Source organism: Stenotrophomonas sp. STEN083 (assembly GCF_056759195.1).
Window position 1 is genome coordinate 1 of the sequence record NZ_JBRRCU010000056.1, and the last position, 15,687, is coordinate 15,687.

At 63.6% G+C, this 15,687-nt stretch carries 15 protein-coding genes; 6 read left to right on the forward strand and 9 right to left on the reverse strand.

Translation table 11 applies throughout. The annotated features are described in order from the left end of the window. Nucleotides 1-219 precede the first annotated feature (219 nt). The 6 genes from pstS to ACVOK8_RS14900 all read right to left on the reverse strand — a co-directional run bounded on the left by pstS (nucleotide 220) and on the right by ACVOK8_RS14900 (nucleotide 5,709). The gene (gene pstS / locus ACVOK8_RS14875) at nucleotides 220-1,239 is read right to left on the reverse strand and encodes a phosphate ABC transporter substrate-binding protein PstS (protein ID WP_481567508.1); all 1,020 of its coding nucleotides are present in this window, start codon (nucleotides 1,237-1,239) and stop codon (nucleotides 220-222) included. A 115-nt stretch (nucleotides 1,240-1,354) separates the two neighbouring features. Beyond that, nucleotides 1,355-2,134 (reverse strand): PA3715 family protein, encoded by a 780-nt coding sequence (locus ACVOK8_RS14880; RefSeq protein ID WP_481567509.1) that lies wholly within the window; start codon nucleotides 2,132-2,134, stop codon nucleotides 1,355-1,357. A gap of 268 nt (nucleotides 2,135-2,402) precedes the next feature. After that, complete coding sequence (locus tag ACVOK8_RS14885; RefSeq protein WP_481567510.1) at nucleotides 2,403-3,611, reverse strand: OprO/OprP family phosphate-selective porin; 1,209 nt, start codon at nucleotides 3,609-3,611, stop codon at nucleotides 2,403-2,405. Between the two features lie 169 nt (nucleotides 3,612-3,780). Next, entirely contained in the window at nucleotides 3,781-4,422 is a 642-nt protein-coding gene (gene nth / locus ACVOK8_RS14890) for an endonuclease III (RefSeq protein WP_481567532.1), read from the reverse strand. A 137-nt stretch (nucleotides 4,423-4,559) separates the two neighbouring features. Then, the gene (locus ACVOK8_RS14895; protein ID WP_481567511.1) at nucleotides 4,560-4,919 is read right to left on the reverse strand and encodes a hypothetical protein; all 360 of its coding nucleotides are present in this window, start codon (nucleotides 4,917-4,919) and stop codon (nucleotides 4,560-4,562) included. Nucleotides 4,920-4,926: 7 nt separating this feature from the next. Further along, the gene (locus ACVOK8_RS14900) at nucleotides 4,927-5,709 is read right to left on the reverse strand and encodes an enoyl-CoA hydratase/isomerase family protein (protein ID WP_481567512.1); all 783 of its coding nucleotides are present in this window, start codon (nucleotides 5,707-5,709) and stop codon (nucleotides 4,927-4,929) included. 170 nt (nucleotides 5,710-5,879) lie between these two features. On the opposite strand from ACVOK8_RS14900, the gene ACVOK8_RS14905 reads away from it, so the two are divergent. Further along, a complete protein-coding gene (locus ACVOK8_RS14905) occupies nucleotides 5,880-6,581 on the forward strand; it encodes an FKBP-type peptidyl-prolyl cis-trans isomerase N-terminal domain-containing protein (RefSeq protein ID WP_481532602.1) in 702 nt (233 codons plus the stop codon). 367 nt (nucleotides 6,582-6,948) lie between these two features. Here ACVOK8_RS14905 and ACVOK8_RS14910 read toward each other — a convergent pair whose 3' ends face one another. Further along, a complete protein-coding gene (locus ACVOK8_RS14910; protein WP_481567513.1) occupies nucleotides 6,949-8,637 on the reverse strand; it encodes a PA domain-containing protein in 1,689 nt (562 codons plus the stop codon). After that, nucleotides 8,634-9,065 carry a post-PEP-CTERM-1 domain-containing protein gene (locus ACVOK8_RS14915; RefSeq protein ID WP_481567514.1) on the reverse strand — a complete coding sequence of 144 codons (432 nt, stop codon included), beginning with the start codon at nucleotides 9,063-9,065 and terminating at the stop codon, nucleotides 8,634-8,636. The genes ACVOK8_RS14910 and ACVOK8_RS14915 overlap by 4 nt, the downstream gene beginning before the upstream one ends. A gap of 345 nt (nucleotides 9,066-9,410) precedes the next feature. Between ACVOK8_RS14915 and ACVOK8_RS14920 the strand changes: the two genes are divergently transcribed. Genes ACVOK8_RS14920 through ACVOK8_RS14930 form a run of 3 tightly spaced genes read left to right on the forward strand, consistent with a single transcriptional unit; the run spans nucleotide 9,411 to nucleotide 12,102 of the window. Next, the gene (locus ACVOK8_RS14920) at nucleotides 9,411-10,214 is read left to right on the forward strand and encodes a CoA pyrophosphatase (RefSeq protein WP_481567533.1); all 804 of its coding nucleotides are present in this window, start codon (nucleotides 9,411-9,413) and stop codon (nucleotides 10,212-10,214) included. Further along, nucleotides 10,211-11,113, forward strand: a complete 903-nt coding sequence (locus tag ACVOK8_RS14925; protein ID WP_481567515.1) for a sulfurtransferase — start codon at nucleotides 10,211-10,213, stop codon at nucleotides 11,111-11,113. The genes ACVOK8_RS14920 and ACVOK8_RS14925 overlap by 4 nt, the downstream gene beginning before the upstream one ends. Nucleotides 11,114-11,172: 59 nt before the next feature. Continuing rightward, complete coding sequence (locus tag ACVOK8_RS14930; RefSeq protein WP_481567516.1) at nucleotides 11,173-12,102, forward strand: DUF1684 domain-containing protein; 930 nt, start codon at nucleotides 11,173-11,175, stop codon at nucleotides 12,100-12,102. Nucleotides 12,103-12,121: 19 nt separating this feature from the next. Here the strand turns inward: ACVOK8_RS14930 and ACVOK8_RS14935 are convergent, their stop codons facing one another. Beyond that, the gene (locus ACVOK8_RS14935) at nucleotides 12,122-12,685 is read right to left on the reverse strand and encodes an N-acetylmuramoyl-L-alanine amidase (RefSeq protein WP_481567517.1); all 564 of its coding nucleotides are present in this window, start codon (nucleotides 12,683-12,685) and stop codon (nucleotides 12,122-12,124) included. A 51-nt stretch (nucleotides 12,686-12,736) separates the two neighbouring features. Here ACVOK8_RS14935 and ACVOK8_RS14940 point away from each other — a divergent pair, with 51 nt between their 5' ends. Beyond that, on the forward strand, nucleotides 12,737-13,264 hold the full coding sequence (locus tag ACVOK8_RS14940; protein WP_481567518.1) for a hypothetical protein: 528 nt from the start codon (nucleotides 12,737-12,739) through the stop codon (nucleotides 13,262-13,264). A 132-nt stretch (nucleotides 13,265-13,396) separates the two neighbouring features. Continuing rightward, nucleotides 13,397-15,535, forward strand: coding sequence for a bifunctional 23S rRNA (guanine(2069)-N(7))-methyltransferase RlmK/23S rRNA (guanine(2445)-N(2))-methyltransferase RlmL (rlmKL, locus tag ACVOK8_RS14945; RefSeq protein ID WP_481567519.1), 2,139 nt, complete (start codon nucleotides 13,397-13,399; stop codon nucleotides 15,533-15,535). The last annotated feature ends 152 nt before the right edge of the window (nucleotides 15,536-15,687 follow it).

Here is a 15,687-nt window from a genome sequence, read left to right on the forward strand (position 1 = left end):
GGGGGGGGGGTTTCCCGGATAGGGCCCGAGTCACGGCCCCCCCCTTGGGGGGCGGGGGCAAACCGGGTCCCCCCCCCGCGCCCGGGGGCTCGGCTCTACAGGGTTTTGGGGATTTCCGGCTTCGCGGCTGACGCCGCTCCCACAAAAAAACAAAAAAAAGCGCGGATCGCTTGATCCGCGCTTGAGACGGCGAGGGAGAGGGACCCGCCGGCTCTTTACTCAGTAACGCAGGTTCTGCTGCCAGTAGGTTTCGATCTGGCGGACCAGCGGGTCCGGCAGCGGTACGTAGTCGAGCTGGCGGGCCTGGGCGTCGCCGTTGGCGTAGATCCAGCGGAAGTACTCAACCGCGGCCTTGGCGCCTTCGGCACTCTTCGGCTGCTTGCGCATCAGGATGAAGTTGGTAGCGGTGATCGGCCATGCCTGCTCGCCCGGTGCGTTGGTCATCACCAGGTAGAAGTCACGTGCATTGGCCCAGTCGGCGCTGGCAGCAGCGGCCGAGAAGGTCTCGTCACGCGGCTGCACGAAGTTGCCGGCGGCGTTCCTCATGCGCGAGAAGGTCAGGCGGTTCTGCAAGGCGTAGGAGAACTCGACGTAACCGATCGAGCCACGGATCTGCTTGACGTAGGCGGCGACGCCTTCGTTGCCCTTGCCACCAATGCCGACCGGCCACTGGACGCTGGTGCCTTCACCAACGGTGGTCTTCCAGTCGGCGTTGACCTTGGACAGGAAGTTGACGAAGTTGAAGGTGGTGCCCGAACCGTCGGAACGGTGCACGACGGTGATTTTGGTGTCCGGCAGGGTCAGGCCGGCGTTGAGCGCGGCGATGGCCGGGTCATTCCACTTGGTGATCTTGCCCAGGAAGATGTTGGCCAGGGTCGGGCCATCCAGCTTCATTGCACCGGCTTCCACGCCCGGCACATTGAGCACCGGCACCACGCCGCCGATCACCGACGGGAACTGCACCAGACCGGCCGAGGCCAGTTCTTCTGGCTTCAACGGCGCATCGGACGAACCGAAGTCGACAGTGTTGGCCTTGATCTGGGCAATGCCGCCGCCCGAACCGATCGACTGGTAGTTGATGCGGTTGCTGGTGGCGGCGCTGTAATCAGCCGACCACTTGGACATGACCGGGTAGATGAAGGACGCGCCAGCGCCGGTGACATCGGCAGCGTTGGCGGCGAACACGGACGACGCTGCGAGGATGGCTACAGCGGCGCGCGATTTGATGGCGTGGATCACGAATGGCTCCTGGGAGTTGATGTGCGGTGGTTTCCGCCCCGGCGCCTATTCCATAACCATTTGATGACAGCGCAGCGTCTGTCATATGACGCACATATGACAGTGACGCATGTGATCAGAATGCCGCTTCAACCTCGCTGGGTAGCGGGTAGCTACGGCCCTTTGGTAGCAGCTTGAAGCTACGCACAGGCAGCTCTTCGCGGGCTTCCACACAGTCACCTTTGCCATCTTCGTGGTTCACGGTTGAACTGCCGCGTTCCCGGATTGTCAGCGTTGCCCAGCCTTGCGCCGGGGAGGGGCCAACTTCCAACGTGCGCTTTGTTTCATGGAATTCACCGGCGCAGCGGGTGTCCCATTCACCGCCGCTGCTGGACACCACGATCTGCCCGGTAATTGCTTCCAGCATGTTGCCGTTGAACACCAGCAGCTGCAGGCGGGTTTCGCTGAACGGGTTGGGCTGCGAGGAGTTGCTGCGTGAGCTGCGCACGCCGAACGCGCGAACGCCGGGCGAGAGGTTGTAACGCGCGGTATCCAGAGCGACGCTGTCGACGTGGATGGCATCGCTGCTCATCACGTTGGGCAGGCGGAGTGCCGCGCGTGGACGCAGGCTGGTGCTGTCGACAACCAGCACATCCAGGTCGCCCGACTGGGAGTCACCATTGGGTCCCTCCGGGCCCAGAAACGGCACCGCGATCAAGGTCAAGGAAGTATCAGCAGGCCATACCCGGCAAGCGCTGCGCTCGGCATCGATGGCCCAGCCAGGACGGTCGGGCAGTGCGTTGCCATCGCGTTGCTGGTAGGCCTGGGTGATGCGCGCAGCGCTGTCATCGCCGCAATCCTGGGCGAAGGCAGTGAAGGGGAGGGAAAGCAGCAGTACGAGCAGGCAGGTGCGCATGGGGCCATCCAATAGATGCGCCCCCTGATGTGTGTTGTGGGAGCGGCGTGAGCCGCGAAGCTTACACAGCTTCAGCATGCGGCATTGCTCGTGCGCCCCGCTGTTGTGGGAGCGGCGTCAGCCGCGAAGCTGAAACACCTTCAGATTGCGGTAGACGCTTGCGCACAAGCGCCGCCAGCTTCGCGGCTTACGCCACTCCCACAATAAAAGCAGCGGAAACGACGAACGCCCCTTGCGGGGCGTTCGTGGTGTTGCATGCAACCAATGCTTACCAGAAGAACTGCAGGCGAGCTTCCAGGATGTCCGGCTTGTCGCTGACGAACTTCTTGCTCGACGAGGAGTACTTGTTGCTGTCGACCATCACGTAGTTCAGCGAGGCCTTGAAGTTGGAACGCCAGTACCAGTTGGCGCCAACGGTCCAGATGTCCATCTTGCCACCGAGCACGCCGTCCACCAGCGGGGTGCCGCCGACCACGGCCGGGGCCTTCAGGCCGCCGTCGTTGAGATCAATGTGATCGAAGCGTGCGCCCAGCTGCCACATGCCACGGCCCGGCTCATCCGGCAGGCCCAGGCTCGGGGTGCCGCCCTTGTAACCCCAGGTCTCGCCGGTGACGTTCCATACGCCGCTGATGTAGTAGCCGTCGGTGCTGTAGTTGTCGTGGTCATAACGCTTCGCCTTGGAGCTGTAGTACTCGCCCTGTGCCTTGAACGGGCCGCGCACGTACATGGCTTCAGCGCCGATGGTGCTCAGGCGGTCAGTGTCCTTCAGGTCGCTGCTGTCGACCAGGCGCACGGTGGCAAGGTCCGCGTTCGGACGCGCGCGCAGGCGCAGCAGATCAGCGTCGGTGTCGTAGTCGACGTAGCTCAGGCCCAGGTGCAGGAAGTTGCCCTTCTCGTTGATCGGGGCAAAGGTGCCTCGCACGCCGTAGCCACTGCCGTGGGCCAGGTCACGGGTCAGCTCACGGCCGAAGGCCGACGCGGTGACCGACCAGTTGGCATCGCCAACGCCGTAGCCAACGCCGAGGCGGCGGGCAACTGCGTAGGTGTTGGTGACGGTTGCCTTGGAGATGAAGTCGTTGTTCTTGGTGCTGGACAGTTCTTCCAGGCTGTTCGGCTGCTTGTACTGGCCGGCCTGCAGGAAGTGGTTGCTGTTGCCGCCCAGCTTGTACTTGACGTTGGTGTCCAGGAACTTGTCAGCCTTGGCGTCATAACCGACCACCCACTCGATGTTGCCCGGGCCCTTGCCCTTCAGTACCAGCTCGGCACGGCGCAGTTCGAATTCGCTGTCCTTGCCGTTCTTGGCGACGCCGTTCAAGTCGGCCTTGTCATTGCTGAACCAGTTGCCGTCGGCCTGGACCAGGCCTTCGAAGGTGATTTCGGAACCGCCAATAACGTCGATGGCGACTTCAGCGTGTGCAGCCGGCGCGAACAGTGCAGCAGCCACGGCCGCAGTGAGGAGTTGGCGATGCAGTTTCATTGGGTGGGTAGCCTTGCAGGCAGTTGGAGGTTGCTGCGAAGGCTAGGGCGTAAAGATTGCGTAAATGTGACAGTTCGGCGACCAGCTTTGGCCCCGTGACACAAGGGCCTGCGTATTTGGCCTATGGGCTGTTACGGGAAAGTGTCGTGCAGATGGCAGCCGCCGACGCTCAGGCAGCGTCGGCGGTCTTGTCCTTGAAGTGGCAGAGGTCGCGGATAACGCACTGCGGACAATCGGGCTTGCGCGCCTTGCACACATAGCGCCCATGCAGGATCAGCCAGTGGTGCGCATCCTGCAGAAATTCTTCCGGAATGACCTTCATCAGGCCATCCTCGACCACCCGCACGTCTTTGCCCGGGGCCAGCCCGGTGCGGTTGGAGACGCGGAAGATATGCGTGTCCACTGCCATCGTCGGCTGGCCGAAGGCGGTATTGAGCACCACGTTGGCGGTCTTGCGGCCAACCCCGGGCAGTGCTTCCAGTGCCGCACGTTCGGCCGGCACTTCGCCACCGTATTTCTCAACCAGGATCGCGCAGGCGGCAATCACGTTCTTGGCCTTGGCGTTGAACAGGCCGATGGTGGCGATGTAAGGCTTCAGCCCTTCTTCGCCCAAGGCAAGAATGGCTTGGGCGGTATTGGCCGCCGGGAACAGCTTGCGGGTGGCCTTGTTGACGCCCACATCGGTGGCCTGCGCCGACAAGGTCACTGCCACCAGCAGCTCGAACGGCGTGCTGTATTCAAGCTCGGTGGTCGGATGCGGATTGAGCTCGCGCAGGCGGGTGAACATCTCCCGCACTTCGGCGGCAGTCATGCGCTTGCTGCCGCGCGTCGAAGCTGTCTTCGGAGACGCAGCTTTCTTTGCCATGGCAGTTTTCACCGCGATTTTCTTTGCGCCGACTTTCCGGGCGGCTGCGTTGCCAATCGTCGTTTTCTTCACAGCTGCTGACTTCATGTTCCGGGATTTCCTGCCGCCCTCGCCTTGGCCCGGGCCAGGATGGCTGCCGCCGCAGAGGGCAGGGCAGGCTTGTTGTCTGCAACCGGCGGTGGCGCACGACGCGCTTGGCGCTCGGCATCACGGCGTTCAAGCCGTGCGGTACGGGCTCGATGGCGCTCACGTGCGGCCCAGGCCGTGTGCAGTTGTTGTTGGGCCTGCTGCAGTTGCTGCGGCAGTTCAGGGTGCGCGGGATCCAACAGTTTGTCGCCGGGCTGTGGTTGGTAGTCCATCAGCCCGGCGCGCAGCGCCGCATCCAGATCATCGTCCAGTACGAACTGCAGCAGTTGGCGTGGTGTGGCGCTTGCGTTGGACATGGACAACTCAGCGATTCTTGAATTCCGGCTTGCGGCGTTCCAGGAAAGCGCTGGTGCCTTCACGCATGTCATCGGTGGAGAACACCAGGCCGAACTGCGCGCTTTCGTATTCCAGTCCTTCCTCGATAGCGCACTCACCACCGACATTGATCGCATCAAGAATGCCGCGCAGGGCCAGCGGTGCCGCGTTGGCCAACTGCTCGGCCAGCTTGGTGGTCTCTGCTTCCAGCTCGGCGGCTGCCACCACGCGGTTGACCAGGCCCAATTGCTGGGCGCGCTCGGCGCTGATCGGCGCACCGAGCAGGCAAAGTTCCAGCGCGGCCGCACGGCCAGCAAGGCGCAACAGGCGCTGGGTGCCGCCGAAACCCGGTACCAGACCCAGATTGATCTCCGGCTGGCCGACCTTGGCGCTGTCGGCGGCGATGCGCAGGTGGCATGCCATGGCCAGTTCCATGCCGCCGCCCAGTGCGAAACCGTTCACCATTGCGATGACCGGCTTGTTCAGGCGTTCAATCCGGCGCATCAGGCGCTGCCCGACCAGCGAGAAGTCGCGGCCCTGAACCGGGGTCAGCGTGTTCATTTCGGAGATGTCCGCCCCGGCCACGAAGGCTTTGCTGCCGGCGCCCGTCAGGACAACAACTCTTACGTCCTCGGCCAATGCTGCCTCGGCAAAGGCCGCATCCAGCGTTTCCAGAGTCAGCCGGTTGAGGGCGTTGAGCTTTTCCGGGCGCTGCACGGTGATGGTGCGGACGCCTGCGTGGGTGCTGATCGAAACCGGTGACTCGGACATAGGGGTGAAAGCCTCGAAACGTTAAAAAAAAGTAATGAATTGAACTCTTTCAATCGAAGACGGTCATAGGTGAGCGTCGTCAGTGGCGGACAGCCTTTGTGACGGCTATCCTAACCCGTCGCCTCTAGCGGCATGTTTGCCCTGAGACACCATTCCTGGAGAACTGTTTGATGAAGTTGCGTTCTATTGCGGTCGCCGTGGCCGCCCTGGCCGTCACCGGCACCGCTTTCGCCCAGGACATCGCGTCCGAAAAGGGCAAGCTGAGCTATTACTTCGGCTATGACTACGGTAACAACCTGGCCGAACTCACCGGCCGTGGCGAGCAGCTGGATATCGCTTCGGTGGTGAAGGGTCTGCAGGATGCCTATGCCAAGAAGCAGCCGGCGATCACCGCCGATCAGCTGAAGCCGGCCGTTGAAGCCTTCCAGCGTCGCGAGCAGGGCCGTGCCCAGGCCGCCAAGGCCGAGTACGAAAAGGCCGCCGCTGAAAACAAGACCCGCAGCGACCAGTTCATTGCCGCCAACAAGGCCAAGGCCGGCGTGCAGACCCTGGCCAGCGGCGTGCAGTACCGCGTGATCGAAGCCGGTGCCGGCGCCAAGCCGACCCAGGCCAGCACCGTCGCCCTGGAAGTTGCCGGTCCGTTCCCGTACGGCCAGCGTCCGACCGAAGCTCGCCCGGCACAGTCGATTCCGTCGATCAAGCTGAGCGAAGTGGAAATGGCTGCCATGCGCGAAACCCTGCTGCAGATGCCGGCTGGCGCCAAGTGGGAAGTCACCCTGCCGGCGGACAAGGCTTATGGTGCCGACCCGCGTACCCCGTTCCCGCCGAACGTGGCAGTGCAGTTCGAGATCAAGCTGGTCAGCGTCAAGTAATAGCGACCATGTGATGGTATAGAAAGCGCCGGTGGCAACACCGGCGCTTTCTTTTTGCCCGAAATTCGTACGGGATTGCCGGTAGTGCCGAGCCATGCTCGGCAGAAGCTCTACCAGCGATACCAGCAGCCCTTCATCATCGATCAGCCTGATGCGCGCTACTGGCCAAGGCAGCAGGAGCCGACCATCGAACTCAGGTAGTTGCAGGCTAGGTGGCTAGCCAGTGGTGTGCAAAAACAAAAGAAGAGCCGGCGCCATCCAGGTGCCGGCTCTTTGTTCACAACACAGTGCTGATTCCGGACGAGTGGCTGGTGAAGCCCCTGCCGAGCATGGCTCGGCACTACCGGCAATCTCTGCTCGACTGGATTTACGGCGTCGTCACCTTGGCCGCACATGTACGGATGCCAGCCTGCTCAACCGTGTTGATCATGCTGGCGGCTTTCAGCGAGGCTGCAGTGTCGTTCATGCAGCGCAGGTAGAGAGCACGGTTGCCGTTGGCGGTTGTGCGGCACAGGCGGTCCTGTGCCTGCACATTGGCGCCTGCGATCAAGCCCGGGTTCTTGAACAGCTTTACCCCCGTATCGCAGCTGCCGATGCGGGCGGTGCCTGCATTCAAGCTCCAGCCTTCGTCGACAAACGCCGCCAGGGTGAGGTCGACCATGCGTCCGGCGTCGGTATTGGCGCTGTTGGCCGGCTCCATCAACGCATCGGGTATCAACACACTTTCAAAGTGCGAGAACGTTGAACCGCCAGCGACCACCGCCGGTGCATACAGCAGCGGGCGTCCGCTGGCATCGGCGCCGGCATAGCGTCCGGCAACCTCTCCCAATGCCGCGGTCAGAACGTTACCCGCCTGTGCCGCTGCCTTGATCAGATTGGCATCGGCGAGGTTGACGCTCAGGGTCGGGATGGTGGCGTTGACGCTGGCATCTTCCGCCATGCCTGGTGCCGTGCCTGGATCACCGGAGCTGGCGACATTGCCGATGATCGCCGCGACCGCGCCTGCGGCCTGGGCGTTGGCGGCTTTGATCTCGAACGCGCAGCCGCCGCGATTGATGTAGGCGACCTTGCCGCTGAGGCTGCCGGCGGGGATCGCTTCGCAGCCATCGGCGCTGTCAGCCCCGCTGCCATCGTTGGCAATGGCAACCGGACCGCTGAAGTTGGCGGGAGTGGCTGGTGGACCGAACGATGCAGTGCCAAAGAACTGCGTTACCACGCTACTGCCGTTGACCGACAGGATGACGGCAGGATCCAGCCACAGTGGCGTTTGCGCCCTGGTGGTTGCGCCATTCCAGGCAGGTGCGCCACGGGTCTTGATGGATGTGGCGCGCAGCGCATTGGTCATGCTTGCTTCGGTGAAGCGCTTGCCGGACAGGTTGTCGAAGGCGTTCTCGGTGTAGACGTCGGAGTAGCCGTAGTACTGCGGAATGCCGACGCGTTCGCCCAGCCTGCCGGTGCTGTAGCCGACGAAGCCGGAGAAGCCAAGGCCATGGCCGATCTCATGCATCACCACATCGAGGAAGCTGATCAGGTTGGCGGGCGCATTGCCGTCCAGTCCGTAGTACCAGCCCGAGCCGGTCATGCACGGCGTGCCGTCCGGATTGCTGCCGCCCAGATTGTTGTTGAAGCGACTGGTGATGTCGGTGCCGGCGGCACTGATGGTGATGCGGCTGCCATTGAGGGCATTGGCCAAGGGCGCGTGATAGATCATGCCCAGCTCAGCGCCTGCCGGTGGCGTGGTGGCGATCCACGATGCGCCTGCCGAGCCCAAGGTGCCGCCGGTAGCGGTGCAGGTGAGGTCCTGAAAGCTGGCGCCGACGAAGGTCTCCACATCGCTTTGCAGTACTGCGCCCCATAGATCGGCGGCGAACTGATAGACGATGCGGCGTTGCTCGCCAACACTCTTGCCGGGATTGCCGCCTTCAGGTGCGCGGACGGTGGGATCGTTGAGGCCTTTGCCGGCAGGATCCTGATTGATTGGAGTGATGATGGCAGCATGTGCGGTGGTACCGAGCAGCGCGCAGCCGATGACGGCGGAAAGTAGCAGCGTCTTCATTCGGACACCTCCTGCTTGCCATGCGAAAGCGGCGCGCCGTTCTCCAGAATCTGCACTTCACCTGCGGCGTTGCGTTCAACGCTCAATGAAGTCAGCGTGGACAGCGGCAGATCGGCCGTGCTCATGCCATTGCTGTGCAGGCGTATGGTCTTGGCGGCATCGGTGCCAGTCTGCGGAATGCGCGCCCAGGCGGCATTGGTGCCGGCGGCGCTGCGGCTTGCCGAGGGCATTGCGTTGGCTTTATCGGTAAGCGCCCGGATTTCTGTATCCGTGAGTTTGCGCAGTTTGCCGGTCTTGGCATCGATGCCGGCAACCATGCCGCTTTCGGTAGGGGTACTTGGGTTGCCGTCCGTTGGCGGCTCATGGGCCTGTACTGAAAGGCTGGCGGACAGTGCCAGCGCCGATAACAACAAGGAGGGTTTTGCCATTCTCATTTCCGAGCTCCGCTTACAGAGTGAAAAGCGATAAGGCTCCATCCATATGCAGGCGAGGCATGCGACGAACAGCCACGCTGATCGAACGCGCATCTCGCGCATCGGATGGTTCGTGTTCCCCCTGTCGGCAAGCTGAGTGTGCCCTTGGATGAACCGACGCTCAACCACAATTTGATGGACGTCACATAATGAATGGGCTCGGGAGGCGTCTGAGCCGCTGAATCTGCCCGGGCGTTTGTCGCTGCATTGCCATCTGGACAAGGCAAATCCCTTGCTATCAAAGGCGGGTAACTGGTCCGAAAGTGCGCCTCGCGTTACGCTAGTGTGATGTCGGAATTGATGGATGCACCTGCTCGTGTCATCTCCAGCCCATGTATTGGCATCTGCGCGCTTGATGAGCAGGGCTATTGCCGTGGCTGCTGGCGCAATGGTGCCGAGATCGGTGGCTGGATGCGCATGAGCGAGGACGAGCGGCGACGCGTCATGGCCCAGGAACTGCCAAGGCGCTCACGCGATGCGCTGGCATTTGCTGAGCAGCTGCAGGGCCGTGACCGCCTGCAGCAGGCCTTGATGCCACTGACGCAGACGCCGACCGGGCCGGGCTGGAACCGGTCTGAACTGGAAGATCTATTGCCGCCCGGACCGCCGGTGGAAGCCGCGGTATTGGCCGGTCTGGTGCCGCGTGCGCACGGCACGCAGGTGATTTTGACCCGTCGTACCGAAGCGCTGCGCAACCACGGCGGACAAGTCGGGTTTCCCGGTGGCCGCATCGAAACCGTCGATCGCAATCCGCTGGCCGCTGCCCTGCGTGAGAGCGACGAAGAAATAGCTTTGCCGCGCAGTCAGGTATTGGCCTTGGGCTATCTGGACCCCTTCATCACCATCACCGGGTTCCGGGTGACGCCAGTGGTCGCGGTGGTGGACCCGGCGTTCATCGCGCGTCCCGAACCCGGTGAAGTAGCCGAGGTATTCGAAGTACCGCTCGATTACCTGATGGACCCGGCCAATCTGCGCCAGGTGGATATCGAGCATGGTGGACGCGTCCGCCATGTCATGGAGTACAGCTGGCCCGGGCAGCGCATCTGGGGTGCGACCGCCGCCATTCTCTACAACCTTCGCCGTCGTTTGGAGCAGCTGGCATGAGCCAGGCAGGGAATTCGTGGACCACGCTGGTTGATGCAGCGGATCTGGCCAATGTCTTGGCGCAGCCCGAATTGCGCGTGGTCGATGCCCGCGCTATTGCCAGCACTGCGTTGCGGGTGGTGGACGCACGCTACTCGCTGGCCGACAAGCAATCCGGTATGGCTGGCTATACGGCCGGGCATATCTCCGGTGCGGTCTACGCCGATCTGGAGAAGGATCTGTCGGACATGCGCAAACAAGGGCATGGCCGGCATCCGCTGCCTGACAGTGCGATCTTTGCAGCGCAGTTGGGGCGTTGGGGCATTGCCCCCGATACACAGGTGGTGGTCTACGATGCGGCCGACGGCAGCATGGCGGCAGCGCGCCTGTGGTGGTTGCTGCAACTGATTGGCCATCGCAAGGTCGCCGTGCTTGATGGCGGTTTGGCTGCATGGCAGGCAGCAGGGCACGCACTTGATGCGGCTCCGGTTGCGACGCCATCGTTGCCCGCCTACCCAGGGCAATTCGATATGACCCAGGTAGTCAGTGCCGATGAGGTGCAGTCGCGCTTGTCGCAGACGCCAGCCTGGCTGCTGGACGCGCGTGCCGGTGAGCGTTATCGCGGCGAAGTCGAGCCCTTGGATCGGGTCGCCGGGCACGTGCCCGGCGCGCTGAACCGGCCGTTCGGCATGAACCTGCGTGATGGTCGTTTCCGTCCAGCACAGGAGCTGCGCGCTGAGTTGGCGCCGCTGTTGTCCGGGCAGGCGCCGGAGCAGATGGCGGTGATGTGTGGTTCGGGCGTCACCGCTTGTCATCTCGCCCTCGCGTTTGCGCATGCCGGTATGCCCGGGCTGCGTGTGTTCAGTGATTCCTGGAGTGGCTGGTCCAGTGATGCAAACAGGCCAGTTGCTACAGCTTGAGTAATCAGTACGCCGCGAGTGGGCGCGGTGCCGATGGGTATGAATGCTTCGGGGGAAGCGTGCGTTCATTGAAATGGCTAGTCGTAGCGCTGTTGGCGGCAGTTCTTGGTGCATGCAATGCGCCAGGCAGCGGCTTGTCCGGCGATGCTGCGCGTCAGTATCTGCGCGAGGTTGAACAGTGGCGGACACAGCGTCTGACCGAGCTGCGCGCACCCGATGGTTGGCTCAGCTACACCGGCTCGGGCCGGCTCAAGACCGGTGCTTATCGGGTGGGCAGCGCTGCGGCCAATGATGTCGTGTTGCCCAGTGGCCCTGCCGAGCTTGGTTTCCTGCAGGTGGGCCGTGATGGTGAAGCTACCTTCACCGCAGGTACCCGCGCGGGTGCACAGATGAACGGCCAGCCGCTGCAGCAGGCGGTGCTGGTGCCTGGGGTCGCCCATGTCAACGAGGCCAGTCGCGTTGAAGTGGGTGACTCGGAGTTCTATCTGGTGCGCACCGGCAGCATCCTGGGCTGGCGCTACCGTGACCCGCAATCCCCGCGCCGCCTCGCGTTCACGGCTATCGAACATTTCCCGGTAGATCCGAAATGGAATGTCAGCGCGCAATGGCGGCCGTTCCCGACGCCCAAGCAGGCAGTACTGCTGACCTCGATCGGCACGCCGTTGCCGGCGGTTGTGCCGGGTGAGGCAGTGTTTGAGGTCAATGGGCGCAGCTATCACCTGCAGCCGGTGCTGGATGAGGCCGCACCGCCATCACGGCGCTTGTTCTTCCTGCTGTCGGACCGTACCAGTGGTCGCGAGACCTATGGTGGTGCGCGTTATGTGTACGCGGCGATGCCCACCGACGGCGTAGTGCAGTTGGACTTCAATCGCGCCGAAAACCCGCCCTGCGCGTTCACCCCGCACGTGGTGTGTCCAATTGCGCCGGCCATCAACCGGCTGGATCTTGCGGTGACTGCAGGCGAAAAGTTCCAGTACCTGCCGCAGTAAGTGGCTGCCAGGGTGTTGCTCAGTCCGGCAGCTGCTGCAGGTCGATGGCGCGCAGCACCAGTTCCCACGGGAACATCGGGCCCGGATCGAGCTTGCGCTGCACGCTGATGCCGGGATCATCGCTGGCCGGCTCCAAGGCCGTGTCCAACTGCTCATGGCCGGCGATGTAACGCAGCGATGGTACCGCCTGCGGCAGCCATTCCAGCAGCCTTACCAACGCGGCGATCTGCGCTTCCGGGTAGGGCTCGCTCATGGCCTGGTTGTTGGAGTCGAACCAGTTCGGCCAGCGGCCCCGGTTGACCAGCTCGATGCCGATCGAGCGCGGGTTGATGCCGCGTACGTGGTGGGCAACGCGGTCCAGCGCGATGTATTGCTGGATGCTGCCATCGCGGTCGATGTAGTAGTGGCCGCTGTTGCCGCTGCCGTTGTCGTAGAGCGCACGTTCGCCGTATTCGCGCGCCGTGGACAGGTCCGGCAGCTCGGTGCAGTGGATCACCACCAGGTCGATATCGGTGGACTTGCGCTGCGCCAACTGGTGTTCGTAGGGCAGCGGTTTGGCAATGATGGGGGGCGGCAGGTGCATGTGTGGATGCTAGCATTCGCCCATGATTTCCCCCACGACTTGCCGCCAGCCATGAGCCGCGGCCACTGCATTCTGTCGCACGGCTTCGAGAGCGGCCCGGACGCCACCAAGGTCACCGCGCTGGCGGATGTTGCCGAACGCCTGGGCTGGAGCCACGAACGTCCGGATTACACCGACCTGGACGCCAAACACGAGATCAGCCGGGTCGGCGATGTGCCGGCGCGGCTGCAGCGGCTGATCGAGCGGGCAGCCGAGAAGGCCGCGCAGGGCCCGCTTGTGCTGGCCGGGTCGAGCCTGGGCGCCTATATCTCCGCGATCACCTCGCTGCAGGTGCCGGTGGCCGGGCTGTTCCTGATGGTGCCGCCGACCACGATGGGGCCCATGCCGGCGTTGGATGCCGCTGCGGTGCCGATCAGCGTGGTTCACGCCTGGAACGACGAGCTGATCCCGGCCGCCGATGTCATTGCCTGGGCCGCCGAGCGCAAAGCCAGGCTGCTGCTGGTCAATGATGGCCACCGCCTGATGCGCCATGTGAACGCCTCCTGCCAGGCCTTTGAGGCCTTGCTGCGCGGTTTGTGAACGCGGGCGCCGGCTGAATCCGACGGCGCGACGGGCAACTGCCTACAATAGAGCTCCTGGATGCCCCGGGGCCGGCCACCGTGCCCGCCCGTCTGGCTGGCCTGATTCCCTTTCTGAAAGTTGATATCTCCCGTGAATTTCTTTGTTTCCTGCGCCAAGGGCCTCGAATACCTGCTCGCCGACGAACTGCTGGCGATGGGCCTGCCGCGCGCGACCGCCACCATTTCCGGCGTCAATGCCGAGGGCGAACTGCGCGATGCGCAGCGCGTGGTGCTGTGGTCGCGTCTGGCCAGCCGCGTGCTGTGGCCGCTGCAGGAGTTCGAGTGCCCGGACGAGAACTCGCTGTATCAAGGCGTTGCGGCAATGCCTTGGGACCAGCACATCACCCCCGAGCTGACCTTGTCGGTGGACGCGCACGTGTCCGGCACCGCGATCACCCATGCGCGCTTTGCCGCGCAGCGGGTCAAGGACGGTGTGGTCGACAGCCTGCGCGGGCAGGGCATGGAGCGGCCGTCGGTGAATGTTGAGTTCCCGGATGTGCGCATCAACCTGTCGCTGCGCAAGGGCAGGGCAACCATCTCCATCGACCTGGGCGGTGGCCCGATGCACCGCCGTGGCTGGCGCATGGCGCAGAACGACGCGCCGCTGAAGGAAAACCTGGCCGCGGCCGTGCTGTTGCGCGCCAACTGGCCGAAGATCCACGCCGAAGGCGGTGGTCTGCTCGACCCGATGTGCGGCAGCGGTACTTTGTTGATTGAAGGCGCCTTGATGGCGGCCGACGTCGCGCCGGGCCTGCAGCGTCATGGCAGCATCCCGCCGAGCCGCTGGCGCGGTTTCGATCAGGCGCAGTGGAAGGAGCTGATGGCCGAAGCGCGCGAGCGTGAGCAGGCCGGGCGCGCCGCGCTCAAGCAGGTCATCCACGGCAGCGATATCGATCCGCAGGCAATCCGTGCGGCCAAGGAAAATGCCGAAGTAGCCGGTGTCAGCGAAGCCATCTGGTTCGGCGTACGTGACGTCGCCGATGTACAGGTGCCGCCGCAGGAGACCGGCTGCGTGGTCTGCAATCCGCCGTATGACGAACGCCTGGCCGCCGACACCGTGCTGTATCGCCGTATCGGTGATGCGCTCAAGCGCGCGGTGCCAACCTGGCGTGCAAGCCTGCTGTGCGGCAGTGCTGATCTGGCATTTGCCACCGGCCTGCGCGCAGCCAAGAAGTACCAGATGTTCAACGGCGCCATCGAATGTGCGCTGATCGTCTGTGATCCGATTGCAGTGCCCGAGCGCGAGAATGCCGGCCAGCCGCGCGAGCTCAGCGAAGGCGCGCAGATGGTCGCCAACCGCCTGCGCAAGAACCTCAAGAAGTTCAAGAACTGGCTGAACCGCGAAGGCATCACCTGCTTCCGCGCCTATGACGCCGATCTGCCGGAGTACGCGGCGGCCATCGACGTCTACCGCGAAGACGGTGGCAAGAACCGTACCTTCCTGCATGTGCAGGAATACGCCGCGCCGGCGACCATTCCGGACGTCGATGTGCGCCGCCGCCGCAACGAACTGCTGAATGCTGCCCGCGAAGTGTTCCAGGTGCCGGCCGAGCAGGTAGCGCTGAAGTCGCGCGAGCGTGGCAAGGGCGGCAGCAAGTACGGTCGCTTCGAACAGCGCGGCGAGTTCATCCTGGTGCGCGAGAACGACGCGCTGCTGCGGGTCAATCTGTTCGATTACCTGGACACCGGCCTGTTCCTCGACCACCGCCCGTTGCGCACGCATATGGCGCAGGAAGCGCGCGGCAAGCGCTTCCTTAATCTGTTCTGCTATACCGGCGTGGCCAGTGTGGAAGCGGCGGTTGCTGGTGCCTCTTCGACCACCAGCGTCGACCTGTCGGGTACCTATCTGCAGTGGTGTGCCGACAACCTCGCGCTCAACGGCAAGGGCGGCAGCCAGCACACCTTGGTGCAGGGCGATGCGATGACCTGGCTGGAAGCGGAGAAGAACCGTTACGACGTGATCTTCTGCGATCCGCCGACCTTCTCCAACTCGGCGCGCGCGGAGGATTTCGACATCCAACGTGAGCATGTGCGCCTGTTGCGTGCAGCGATGGATCGTTTGACGTCCGACGGCGTGCTGTACTTCTCCAACAACTTCCGCCGCTTCAGGCTCGACGAGAACGCGGTTGCCGAGTTCGCTGTCTGCCGCGAGATTTCCGCACAGACCATCGGCCCGGATTTCGAGCGCAACGCCCGCATCCACCGCGCCTGGGAATTGCGCCGGCTGTAAGGCCGGCTCGCCTCAACTGTAGTGCCGAGCCATGCTCGGCAGAAGCTTTCCCGGTAAAGCCCCAGCCGAGCATGGCTCGGCTCTACCGCTTCTGCTCCCTCCCTTTCGCATAGCGAAGGGGAGGGTTGGGGAGGGGGGCTTTTTGCCTTGGC